Here is a 12,661-nt window from a genome sequence, read left to right as displayed (position 1 = left end):
ATTACGAAGCAAGCGGTGGCGGCTAGCAGGGTGGGGATCATTACTACGCCGAACCAACCGATGTAAATACGGTTGTTGGTGCTGGTGATCCACTCGCAAAACCGATCCCATACGTTAGCGCTTGAGCGCTGTTGTAAGGTTGTTGTCATTGTTTTATAAATGCGATTATTTGTGAATGAATTAGGTAGGTTTCACTACCTGTTACATATATTAAATAATTTATTGCGTTTTGTAAAGTACTTTCAGAAAAAAGTTTTCTCTTGGGATTTACGCACCCAAAGTGGAAAATCCCCAACTCACTGAAAAAAGGGAGGATCTGCGTAATCAACAGTAGCGATGAGAGCTATATCTACGAGTACCCACTTTTATCATCTAGGTGCTTTGTTGCGAAAACTCCCATACTTGCTCTAGTAGAAGATTTTTCTACTTGCAAACTTTCTTAGGTAAGATACTAGTACACAATTTTTTATCTACACTGATTGTTTATATAATTTGCTCCAAAAATAATTGCATAGCAATGACTCCAATAACTAAACACCAATCAAGACTCGGAGTTGAAGTCCTACGGGGTTGCAATCTTAGCTACCTCACAGATATAGAGTCGCGTGAATTAAAGGAATCACTTTGGAAACACGGCGTTGTGGTAGTTAGACAGCAACACCTCACCGCAAACCAGTTGGGAGAATTTTCTAGGAAAACCTTTGGTGACTTCATGTTTGGCTATTCCAAAACCAAAACATTAGATCCCGATATTAGCCCAGACCTGCAAAGCCAGGGTGTGTATATCTTGGGTAATCCCAAGGGACTTACTGAAACACCTGTAGGGAAGTTTGCTTGGGAATGGCATCATGATAAGGATGGTGTCCCCGGCACAGAGGGACTGGATATGAATGCACTATATGTTGTCATGCTTTATGGTGTAGAAGTGCCTCCCGAAGGTGTAAATGGGCAGCCCCATACTACAGAGTTTCTGGACATGATAGAGGCTTATAATAACCTAGAACATCAACATCAGCAACAGTTAGAGCAGATGCAGATGTATCACTCACCACCAGTGTTTTCTAAGAGTAGCAATGATGTACCAAAGAAAGTGCATCCCATTGTGTCTACTCACAAAGTCACTGGTAAAAAGGGATTATATCTAGGTTCGGACACTGCGATCGCAGTTGGTATGGAAGATAGACCAGAGGAAGCAAAACGTTTCTGGCAGGATTTGTTTGCGACTGTTCTAGACTGTACACCAGTCTACTCGCATGTTTGGCAGCCAGGAGATATTATTTTTTGGGACAACTCCCAGGTGATGCACAGAGGTAGACCCTATGATGCAACGAAATACAAGCGAATTGCGTTGCGTTTAGGGGTCGTGGACAAGGCATAATTTGAGGCAGGGGGGCATGGGGAGAATTTTGGAAGTTGCTAAATCATCCTGCAACTATGCAACGCCCTTTACTGAGGTGTTGTCTGTGGCGTTGGTGTCGATGTAGGAGTAGGGGTTTCTGTGGGAGTTGGTGTTGGTGTTGGCGTTGGCGTGGGTGTTTCGATGGGCGCTGGTGTTGGTGTTGGCGTTGGTGTTGGTGTTGGCGATGGGGGAGGGGTGGGATTTTCTGCTGTAATGCTGAGTTGATAATCTACTGGTTTCGATGCTGTGGAAACCACGACAAACTCGTAAAATCCGTTTTCTGGTAATTTAGTTGACAAACTTCGCTCTTTAGAATCTTCTAAAAATTTAATTTTGCCAGAGGGTGAATAGACTGATAACAAAACTTGGGAATTTGCTTGTAGCTTCAATTCCAAAGATTGCTCTTTGGCAAGTCCAGCAATAAATACTTTACCACCACCAGGTTGAAGAGTACCACTGACTGTTTTGCTGATAGCGCCCGGATCAAAGACAAGTTTCTGGAAAGCGCTACCGTCGAGGATAGCACTGAGTCGATCGCTAACAAATCCGTACCAAACTTGTCCAATGGGCTGATCTCGAAAATCTTTACCGCGCTGTTCAGGGAATACACTTAAGAAAGCTGCATCTCCCAAATCAGACAAAGAACGACTACCAACGTTGATTTTGTTGACTTCTACTTTCCAACGATCGCGTTCAGCACTTGTATAAGTTCCCAGTTGTCGGCGGGGATTGGAACTCAGTAGCGCTAATTTTTCCAGCAATTCTGAGGCTGTTTTATCCCATTCTGCCCGTAAACTCTCATCTTCTGGGCTATCGCTGAGAGTGCGTCCTCGGAAACTGGGATTTCTGTCCCAAAAAACTTGATTCACCAATTTCACGTAAAAGTTAGAGTTAATGCCCAACTGTTGACGCCGATCGCTTAATCTTTCTTTACGTTCCCGTTCGCCTGGTGAATATTGCGCTAAAGGATCGGTTGGGGTCGGGCTGGCTGTAGGATTCGGTTTGTCCCCTATATCGCGGTTGCTATTGAGTCCCCACCAAAGTAATCCAACAGTAGCGGCTACTACCACCGCCACTAGGAAGGTTTTTGTTGGTGTCCACCAGGAGGGAGGTGGAGATGAGCGGAATGAGGGGGATGGAAGAGGGGGAGAGACGGCGACGGTGGCGGCTGTGGGTTGCGGTGGGGTGGGGTATTGAGTTGGGGGATTAGCTGGGGGCGGGTTGAGGGCTTGGAGTACTTGACGGGCTGATTGATAGCGATCGCTTGGTCTGGCAGATAACATTTTATCTAATACCTGTGCCAAAGTTTGACTCACGCTTACTTCCCGTCGCCACTGCCAGGTAAGGTTGTAAGTATCAATTAATTCTTGGGGTTGTCTCCCTGTCAGTAAAACCAGCATTGTTGCGGCCATTGCATACAAGTCGCTGTGGGGAGATACTAACCCAGTTTGCATTTGTTCTGGGGGCGCAAATCCTATTTTACCTAATAGGGTTGGTGATGGAGAAGATGCAACTACGCCGGGTTGATAATATTGGGAAGCTACGGTTGCTACTACTTGTTTGACACCGCCAAAATCAATTAACATTGGCAGTTTGTCAACAGTGCGAAGCATTAAGTTATCTGGAGATATATCTCGATGAATAACGCCTATAGAGTGGATATATTCCAATACTGGCAAAATTGAAAGCAACAATTGGCGCACTTCTACTTCTGTAAAGCGCAAACCTTGCTGTAGTCGGGTATTTAACAACGAGTTATAAGTTTCCCCTTCCACATAATCTTGCACCAAAAACAGATATTCTTTCCCCCCTAAGTTCATGCGAAGCAGTTCCCGGAAGCGGGGAATTTGGGGATGTTGCAGTTTATAAAGAACACTAGCTTCTCTCTCAAACAGTTCTTCAGCTTTTTGAACTACGTAAGCGGTTTGAACTTGGGGGGAAAATTCTTTTAAGACACAAAATTCGCGGAAACGGTTGACATCTTCAGCTAAATAAGTGCGTCCAAAGCCACCTTGGCCAATTTGACGCACAATCACATAGCGATCGCCTAAAGTGAGTCCCGGTTGGATACTATAACTAATAGGCGTATCCAACAACTTTTCACCACACTGGAGACAAAAGCGACTACCTGGGGAATTTTCATGTCCTTGAGAACAATATATTTTAGTCATTAGTCATTAGTTATTAGTCATTAGTTATTCTTCCCCAGTCCCTTTACTTGTCAGATTGTACTTTACTGACTTGAACGGCTGCGATCGCATACCAAATTTGACCGAAAGTCTGTTGATTGAGTTTCCCACGATCCTGATCGGGAAACAACCGATCAAATTTTTCATTTGTGTCTTTGGTCAGTTGATCAATTGTATAGTTCCCAAACTGCCCCGATCGCGCAAGTCGTCTCCATGTTGCATAATCTTTTTGACTATATTTACCCAATTTCCGACGAACTGCTGTACTGAGGTCAGCCTGTTCTATTTTATTCAATAAATCGTCAGCGATACCAGACCATTCATCTCGTAAACCAGCGTCTTCAGATTTAGATGTTAGGCTACGTCCCTTTAATTCTGGTTTTTTTGTATAAAATAAATCATCTACAAAGGGAGTAAAAAATCCTTCAGTAATTTCTAGCTGTTGACGACGACTGATAATTTCCTGAAGATTGCGATTTTTTCCTTTGTCGCTGACTGGTTTACCGATTGGATTTGGGAATTGTGGAATTTGCGGTAATGAGATTGAGGGAATAGTAATTGAAGATACGCTCCGAATGACTGCATTTCCCACCGCCACAGTTAATCCAACTAAAGCTGTTCCCCCTAAACTCATCACAAAAGGGCGAATCCAAACAGGCCAAGATATAGGTTTCGCTATCGCTTGCGTCTTATTCTGGAATCTACTCACAACAGCAGCAGCGTGTTGTCTTCCTGGAGCAACTACCATTGTCTTAATCTTGGTGGTAATATAATTTCCTGTGGATTTAGTCGCAGTTGGTGATGGTAAATCTTTGAGGATCTGCTCGGCTCGTTGATAGCGATCGCTCGGTTTATAAGCCAGCATCTTTTTTAACACCGCTTCTAGTTGCTGACTCACTTTAATTTCCTTTCCCCATGCCCAAATTCCCTGATAGCTATCGTATAATTTCTGCGGCTCTTTCCCGGTGAGCAACACCAGTGATGTCACCGCTAAAGAATATAAATCACTGCTAAAAAATGCTTTTCCCTGCCGTAACTGTTCTTCTGGAGCGTAGCCCTTTTTACCCAGTAAAGTGTTATTTCCAACCAACTTAGTCCGCCAAAAACCTTGAGAAGCTGGCAATTGCTTGACACCACCAAAATCAATCAGCACTGGGAGATTATCAGAACGCCGCCAAATTAAATTATCAGGAGAGATATCACGGTGAACCACATCTCGTGAGTGGATGTAGGATAACACGGGTAAAATCAGTTGCAGTAAGGTGATTACTTCCTCTTCACTAAAGGTTTTTCCTTGAGTTTCGCGCTGTTCTAATAATTGGTAATAATTATCACCATCCACATAATCTTGCACTAGAAAGAAAAAATCTTTAGTGCCTATCTTCACTTGTAGCGAGGCGTGAAAACGCGGAATTTGTGGATGCTGGAGTGTTTTCAGAACATTTGCTTCTCGTTCAAATAACTCTTTAGCTTTTTGTAAATCTTGCTTTTCTTCTACTTGGGGTGCAAATTCTTTCAGCACACAAGTTTGATGGGATTTAGTTATATCCTCCGCTAAATAGGTGCGTCCAAAGCCACCCTGTCCTAAATGACGGATAATTTGATAGCGATTATCCACCATCTGTCCCACAGCAAGAGGTAATGGTTCACCACAATGGGTGCAAAAGCGGTTCCCACCATTATTTGTGTGTTGTTTACTGCAATAGAGCTGCATGATGCCCCAAGGATAAATTAAGGTTTTATTGAATGACTACAACGCGCATACCCTCATTTTCGGATATTCTACGAATTACCTTAGCGCAGCGTTAGCGACGTAGGAGCGTTATTACGAACTTGTACTGAGCGACTTGCCTTCTTGGAAGTCGAAAGGAGTCGAAGTATTACGAATTATTTTAACGGTGTTGGTTCTACTTTAGGATAAATAACAAGTGTCATGAACTGCAAATCAAGACAGCAGAAAGTAATTAAAGCATTTGAAGATTTTTTGTCTACCCCCCTAGAAACGGTATTGCAACGGCATCTCAACACTCAAAGTTCGGCAGCTTTGAGTTTATTTCACGATGTGGCGGCTAATGTACCTGCCTACAAGGCTTTTTTAGCAGAAAGGAAAATTAATCCCGCGACTATTCAAACATTAGAGGAGTTTCAAAAATTACCAGCGATCGCTAAACAAAATTATATACTGCGTTATCCTTTAGCTGACTTGTGCCGCAACGGACAACTCCAAGAGTGCGACATGATAGCTGCTTCTTCGGGTTCCAGCGGGAAACCGACATTTTGGCCTCGTTTTTTCACAGATGAACTCCAAATTGCCACACGTTTTGAACAGATTTTTCACGATAGTTTTTATTCAGATACCAGACGAACCCTAGCAGTAATTTGTTTCACTTTGGGTACGTGGGTAGGTGGAATATTTACTACTAATTGCTGTCGTTATCTTGCTAGCAAAGGTTATCCCATCACTCTAATTACTCCTGGTAACAACAAAGAAGAAATCTTGCGAGTTGTCCAAGAACTAGGTTCAGCATTTGAACAAGTGGTGTTATTGGGATACCCGCCATTTTTAAAAGATGTGATTGATACTGGTATCGCTTGTGGTGTGGAGTGGCAGCAATATCAGATTAAGTTAGTTATGGCAGGAGAAGTATTTAGTGAAGAATGGCGAAGTTTAGTTGGCGAAAGAGTTGGTTCACAAAATCCTTGCTATGATTTTGCCTCACTTTACGGCACTGCGGATGCAGGCGTTTTGGGCAATGAAACACCACTAAGTATCTGTATTCGCCGTTTTTTGGCAAAAAATCCTGATGTCGCTAGAGCTTTATTTGGGGAATCGCGTTTACCCACATTAGTACAGTATGATCCTTGCAGTCGCTTTTTTGAAGTTCAAGATGGCGGATTGCTGTTTTCTGGAGATAACGGTATTCCTTTAGTACGTTATGACATCTTGGATACTGGCGGAATAATTAGTTATGATGCCATGCTGGAATTTTTAGCAAAATGGGGATTTAATCCGCTTGAAAATCTCCGTTCTGACACTCAACAATCACTTAGAGGTATTCATCAGCTACCTTTCGTTTATGTCTTCGGGCGTTCTAACTTTACAGTTTCTTACTTTGGTGCAAATATCTATCCAGAAAATGTGACGGTGGGATTAGAGCAACCAGTAATTCAAGAATGGGTAACAGGTAAATTCGTGTTGCAGGTGCAGGAAGATGCAGACAAAAACCGATTTTTATCTGTAGTTGTGGAATTAGCACCAGGGGTAGAGGGTAGTGAAGCTCAAAGACTTGCGATCGCATCTTCTATTCTTTCACAATTGCTACGTCTAAATAGCGAGTTTTCTAATTATGTTCCCCCAGAATATCAAACACCACAAGTTACATTAGCCCCAATGGGTGATTTTGAATATTTCCCCATTGGGGTGAAACATCGTTATACCCGTCAACATAATTCGTAATTGATAATTACGCTTTCTATGAAACGCTGTACCTAGCTTGCTTCCCCGTAGGAGTATGCAAACTCGCTAACTTAATTCGTAGTTGTAATCAGTGTGGACTTGAAATAAACAAGCTGATTGTTAACAACTGAATCAAATATTTCACTGGAGGCTTGTACCCATTTAATTACTAATTCGTAACCACGCTCTTGCATCGTTACGAATTAGTAATTATTTGGTTATACCAAGTTTGGCTGATTACTTAGTGACTTCCAAGAAATAAATTATCCAAATAAACGTAGACGCTCGGCTTGCCGCACTCTAGCTACTCCAGACACAGATAACACACACACACAGGAGAAATAGAGAACACACACACACAGGAGAAACAGAGAACACACACACAGGAGAAACAGAGAACACACACACACAGGAGAAACAGAGAGATTTTTTGCGTCAGTTTTGGAACATTTTTTTATTTGGAAGTCCCTTACAGCAGATTTGAAGTTGGGTGTTGTATACAAGCTAAGTCTCAAAGCCAGATATAAAGCCTGTTTTACTTTCCAATTCTGACCAGAGAAGACAGGAAACGTCTCCAGCTTTGTATAAGAACTATCAATGTAGGTTGGGTTGAACGGCAGTCAAAGCCAACATGAACAGGGATAAAATGTTGGGTTTCGTTTCTCAAGCCAACCTACAGATGTTATAAGTGTTTAACCAAAGCTGATATTATACCACCAGTGATTTCTTAGAAGCATTGCGCTTTTTCAAAGTAACTAATCCTAGACCAGCTAACACGATTCCGGTAATTGCACTTGGTTCTGGAACAGCTGTTGTAGTGGCAGTTACCAACTTCACATCATCAATATAAGCACCGTAAGTATCTAATGGTCCATTATAGTTAAATTGCACCCGTGATAGTCCACTGGTAGCCTTGAAAGTCTTAGTAAAGATTGACCAAGCAGTATTTGATCCACCAGTACCATCAGAAATAGTCTGCTTGAAGATGTTACCAGGATTGCTGACATCACCAACTAAGATATCAAAGACATTCTCTACTGCGGCTGTATTTGGACGAGCAGAATAGGCAAAAGATAAAGTATAATTTTGACCTGCTACAGTTGTAACATCTTGGTAGAAACCCAAGGGGTTTTGTGCAGAAAATTTATTCGGATCGTAATTATGACTATCCAACTCAGCTAGGTTTGAACCAGCATAAGGAGTGCCAGCTATACCACGTTGAACTTCAATTTGGCCGTTTGGTGTTGCACTCCAACCGTTGATTTTGGAGTAGGTTTGCCAATCACTACTCAGTTGAGCTTGAGAAGTACCAGACAAAGTAGTATCTTCAAAACTACCATTAACGAGTAGGTTAACTGGGGAAGCTACTATTGAAGCGGCAGAAGCGGGTGCTTGGCTGATACCTACGCATGAAAAAATAACTAATGCTGCACGAATTGATAAAGTTTGGAGAGATAACTTCATAATGAATTGTTAGATGGTTGAAAGATGATGTTAAGACTTAGACCAAAAAGATGAAATTAAAAACGCTAGGTTTTTATTTTTTTCTGTCACTTCTAAACTTTAGTTTCTTCCGTATAAACAAGCAAGGATAAACCGAATATGTTTACCAATTTTTATTGCAAAAACGGGTTTTATTAATTTGTTTATGAACTTCAATGTCAAATCCCAAAGACTCGTATAAATACTGAGGTTAGTAGAATTACATAAAGTGTAATTACTCACACGACAATCAAAGGCAAGAAACTTTCAAAGAATCAAGGCAACCATCATACTGAAGCTGAAGAGTTATTTAAAAGGATTTTGAAATTAAAAAACATCTAAAAATCTCATAGAACGGGAACATCCTAAATGTGCAAAAACTTTGATAGCCCTCATCCCCTAACCCCTCTCCCGTCATATGAGATTCGGGGAACTAGATATTATGTCTCCCCTCTCCCATATGACGGGAGAGGGGCTGGGGATGAGGGAAAAGATTTAAGCCGAAATTGGGATGCTCCCATAGAACAATCCTGTCTCTTCTTCATCTCTTTGTGTTCTCTGCGTCTGGAGTGGTTTGAATAAAATATTAAAAAGACGGTTGCAGACAATGTAACAATAGCGATCGCAAGCAAATACTTTTAGCCCTACCTACCAGTGAACGCCCCTACCAACATATCTGCACAAACTCAGAATCGCAAAGCCGATCACATTCGGATCTGTTTAGAGGAAGATGTTCAGTCTCATAAAATCACCAATGGACTGGAACGTTATCGCTTCACCCATTCTTGCTTACCCGAACTCAACCACAACGATATTGATATCAGTACAACTTTCCTGGGGAAACACCTTGGCGCACCCTTGTTAATTTCTTCCATGACTGGCGGAACAGAACAAGCCGCCATGATTAATCAACGTTTAGCCCAAGTCGCGCAACACTACAAAATTGCAATGGGTGTCGGTTCCCAGCGCGTAGCAGTAGAAAAACCCCAAGTGGCTGATACTTTTGCTGTCCGCAAGTATGCCCCCGATGTTCTGCTATTTGCGAACTTGGGCGCTGTGCAACTTAACTATAAGTACGGCTTAGATGAATGTTTGCGCGTAGTTGATATCCTAGAAGCTGATGCCCTGATTTTACACATTAACCCTCTACAAGAGTGCATTCAACCCAAAGGTGATACTAATTTTAGAGGTTTACTTGACAAAATAGCTGAATTATGCAATAAAATGCCAGTGCCAGTAATTGCGAAGGAAGTAGGTAACGGCATTTCAGCAGCGATCGCCAACAAACTAATCGCCGCCGGAGTAGCAGCAATTGATGTCGCTGGTGCGGGTGGTACTTCTTGGGCAAAAGTAGAAAGCGAACGGGCAGAAAACCCATTGCAACGTCGCTTAGGGAGGACTTTTGCCGATTGGGGTTTACCGACAGCAGAGTGTATTGCAACTATTAGAGCGAGCGCAAAAGATGTGCCTTTAATTGCTTCGGGAGGTTTGCGTCATGGATTGGATATTGCAGCTGCGATCGCCTTGGGAGCAGATATAGCTGGTTTAGCAATGCCTTTTTTGCAAGCAGCAGCAACATCAGAGACAGCAGTTGCAGAACTCGCTGAAGTATTAATTGCCGAAATCACCACTGTATTATTCTGCACTGGCAACGCCAGCTTGTATGAGTTAAAGCACTCTGATAGTTTACAGCGCATAGAATAAATTAAGTAGGTCATTTGTCATTTGTTAATTGTCAATTGTCAATGCCCAATGCCCCATGCCCAATGCCCAATAACTAATAACTAATGCGTAATTTTATCAAACAAACTTTTGCTAGTTTAATTGGCACCTTACTAGGACTAATTATTTTCGGTGGTCTGGGAACCACTGGATTGTTCTTGTTAATATTGGCTGCTACCTCCTCTAAAGATACTGGGCCGAATGTGAAAGATAAGTCAATGCTGGTTTTTGACTTGTCAATGAAAATTACTGATAGCGAACCTAGTTCAGGCGAACTGTTTCAAAACACAATATCAGGTGTGGATGACGATAGCATGGCACTCCGCAAAGTTGTGGAAACTTTGGAAAAGGCGCGGCGCGATCCGCGAATTGTCGGAATCTATTTAGATGCAACAAGCACAAGCCAAGGTGGTAACGTCGGCTATGCTTCCCTGAAAGAAATTCGCAAAGCGTTGGAAGAGTTTCGCGCTTCTGGGAAAAAGATTATTGCTTATGGCAGTGATTGGAGTAAAAAAGAATATTACCTTAGTTCAGTGGCAGATTCCATTGTACTTAATCCTTTGGGAATGATGGAAATCAACGGCTTGAGTTCGCAACCGATGTTCTTAGCAGGTGCTTTGCAGAAATATGGCATTGGTGTTCAAGTCGTGCGGGTGGGGAAATTTAAGGGGGCTGTAGAACCGTTTATCCTCACAAAATTGAGTCCAGAAAACCGCGAACAAACTCAGAAATTGTTGGATGATGTTTGGGGAGAGTGGCGCACTACTGTAGGCGCAAGTCGAAAAATTGAACCTAACCAGTTGCAAGCGATCGCAGATAGTCAAGCGCTACTAGAAGCCACAGAAGCCAAAACTAGGGGTTTAGTTGATCAAATACAATACCCCGATGAAGTGGTAACTGATTTGAAAAAGTTGACAGATAGCGATAAAGACGACAAAACATTCCGACAAATTAGCCTGAATAGCTATGCAGAAGTTTCTGGCAAATCTTTGGGTGTAGAACGTAGTTCAAAAAATGAAATTGCCGTTGTTTATGCTGAGGGCGAGATTGTCGATGGTAAAGGAGAAGATGGGCAAGTAGGAGGCGATCGCTTTGCGAAAATCTTCAAGAAAATCCGACAAGATAAGGATGTAAAAGCTGTTGTATTACGAATTAATAGTCCTGGTGGTAGCGCTACCGCAGCCGAAGTCATGCAGCGAGAGGTAAAATTAACTCGTGAAGTAAAACCAGTTGTAGTGTCAATGGGTGATGTAGCCGCCTCTGGTGGTTATTGGATTGCTAGCGACTCTAATCGCATTTTTGCCGAACCAAATACTATTACAGGCTCAATAGGTGTATTTGGGTTGCTGTTCAATGGTGCAAAGCTAGCGAGTGATAACGGCATCACCTGGGATTCGGTAAAAACTGCAACTTATGCTGATAGTCAAACAGTTTCGCGTCCGAAATCGCCTCAAGAGTTGGCACTTTATCAGCGCAGTGTGAACCGAATTTATGATATGTTTTTGAATAAAGTTTCTCAAGGTCGGAAACTCCCAGAACAAAAAGTTGCAGAAATTGCCCAAGGACGGGTTTGGTCTGGTGTGGCGGCGAAAGAAATTGGTTTAGTCGATGAAATTGGCGGTTTGAAGAGTGCGATCGCATACACTGCCAAACAGGCGAAACTAGGAGAAGACTGGGAAGTGCAAGAATATCCTCGCACTAACAGTTTTGGAGAACGCTTTTTTGGACGTGGAACACAAGAGGTGCGGGCTGCTTTAGGAATTGAGGGGGCGCAACTCAAACAATCCAATCCCCTCACCAATGAATTCCAAAAGTTGCAACAGGAAATCGGACTTCTGCAAAAGATGAACGATCCACAAGGGGTTTACGCCCGTTTGCCTTTCAACTTGAAGATTGAGTAAATGTTTTTTTGAGCATCGAATTACCCAAAACAAAAACCTCACCCTGTCCCAATACGGTTCGGTTAAGGTTTAAGCAGTGTTGTATACAGAGAAATGGAGCGTCACAATTTTTGCTCCAACTCCTTTGTGTATCGGTTTTTTGGAGGGAAATTTAGCTCTAGTTTTTTTAACAACTCGCGGGTTACTTCTTCCTTCGCGTGGTATCTGTTCGTCAAGAATTTCTGTCACTAGCCAGGTTAAAAAAAAAGGTATTTCTTCTGGCTCAATTCCATGGTACTGGACAGTACTGCCCGACTCTCACCCAAACTTCGCTTAACGCATCCACTAGGTTTTTCAGCACGCGCATGAACATAATATCAGTTTGCTCAAAAATTTTGCCTGCACTGCTATAGTGTGATGGCGTTTTTCTGGAAAATTATCCAGCCACAATTAAAAAATTTGTATGTGCGACGCCGAATAGCCCAACCCAGGCATCGCACCTTTAAAATAACTATATCCAGCTTGAGGCTGG

General features: G+C 42.4%; 7 protein-coding genes and 1 pseudogene. 4 read left to right on the top strand and 4 right to left on the bottom strand.

What is annotated here, in order from left to right; translation table 11 throughout:
* Positions 1-149, bottom strand: a pseudogene (locus V7K32_RS08700) (photosystem II q(b) protein); the annotation flags it as partial.
* Positions 150-517: 368 nt separating this feature from the next.
* Here V7K32_RS08700 and V7K32_RS08695 point away from each other — a divergent pair.
* Entirely contained in the window at positions 518-1,378 is an 861-nt protein-coding gene (locus V7K32_RS08695; RefSeq protein WP_334992183.1) for a TauD/TfdA dioxygenase family protein, read from the top strand.
* Between the two features lie 68 nt (positions 1,379-1,446).
* On the opposite strand, the gene V7K32_RS08690 is transcribed toward V7K32_RS08695, so the two are convergent.
* The gene (locus V7K32_RS08690; protein ID WP_334992181.1) at positions 1,447-3,570 is read right to left on the bottom strand and encodes a serine/threonine-protein kinase; all 2,124 of its coding nucleotides are present in this window, start codon (positions 3,568-3,570) and stop codon (positions 1,447-1,449) included.
* A 43-nt stretch (positions 3,571-3,613) separates the two neighbouring features.
* On the bottom strand, positions 3,614-5,302 hold the full coding sequence (locus V7K32_RS08685) for a serine/threonine-protein kinase (RefSeq protein WP_334992179.1): 1,689 nt from the start codon (positions 5,300-5,302) through the stop codon (positions 3,614-3,616).
* A gap of 219 nt (positions 5,303-5,521) precedes the next feature.
* Here V7K32_RS08685 and V7K32_RS08680 point away from each other — a divergent pair, with 219 nt between their 5' ends.
* Positions 5,522-7,045: a phenylacetate--CoA ligase family protein gene (locus tag V7K32_RS08680; protein ID WP_334992177.1), complete on the top strand. Its 1,524-nt coding sequence runs from the start codon at positions 5,522-5,524 to the stop codon at positions 7,043-7,045.
* Between the two features lie 708 nt (positions 7,046-7,753).
* On the opposite strand, the gene V7K32_RS08675 is transcribed toward V7K32_RS08680, so the two are convergent.
* Positions 7,754-8,509: a DUF642 domain-containing protein gene (locus tag V7K32_RS08675; protein ID WP_334992175.1), complete on the bottom strand. Its 756-nt coding sequence runs from the start codon at positions 8,507-8,509 to the stop codon at positions 7,754-7,756.
* Positions 8,510-9,181: 672 nt separating this feature from the next.
* Between V7K32_RS08675 and fni the strand changes: the two genes are divergently transcribed.
* Positions 9,182-10,231 (top strand): type 2 isopentenyl-diphosphate Delta-isomerase, encoded by a 1,050-nt coding sequence (gene fni, locus V7K32_RS08670; RefSeq protein WP_334992173.1) that lies wholly within the window; start codon positions 9,182-9,184, stop codon positions 10,229-10,231.
* Positions 10,232-10,314: 83 nt separating this feature from the next.
* Complete coding sequence (gene sppA / locus V7K32_RS08665) at positions 10,315-12,150, top strand: signal peptide peptidase SppA (protein ID WP_334992171.1); 1,836 nt, start codon at positions 10,315-10,317, stop codon at positions 12,148-12,150.
* Positions 12,151-12,661: the final 511 nt, after the last annotated feature.

It is taken from the genome of Nostoc sp. (assembly GCF_036917635.1).
Taxonomy (GTDB): Bacteria; Cyanobacteriota; Cyanobacteriia; order Cyanobacteriales; family Nostocaceae; genus Nostoc.
The sequence above is the reverse complement of the archived record's forward strand: the minus strand, read 5'-3'. Positions and strand labels throughout refer to the sequence as shown.

Excerpts from the sequence above, each read along its gene's own strand:
- V7K32_RS08695 (WP_334992183.1), top strand. The coding sequence starts at position 518 with ATGACTCCAATAACTAAACACCAATCAAGACTCGGAGTTGAAGTCCTA.
- V7K32_RS08690 (WP_334992181.1), bottom strand. The coding sequence starts at position 3,570 with ATGACTAAAATATATTGTTCTCAAGGACATGAAAATTCCCCAGGTAGT.
- V7K32_RS08685 (WP_334992179.1), bottom strand. The coding sequence starts at position 5,302 with ATGCAGCTCTATTGCAGTAAACAACACACAAATAATGGTGGGAACCGC.
- V7K32_RS08680 (WP_334992177.1), top strand. The coding sequence starts at position 5,522 with ATGAACTGCAAATCAAGACAGCAGAAAGTAATTAAAGCATTTGAAGAT.
- V7K32_RS08675 (WP_334992175.1), bottom strand. The coding sequence starts at position 8,509 with ATGAAGTTATCTCTCCAAACTTTATCAATTCGTGCAGCATTAGTTATT.
- sppA (WP_334992171.1), top strand. The coding sequence starts at position 10,315 with ATGCGTAATTTTATCAAACAAACTTTTGCTAGTTTAATTGGCACCTTA.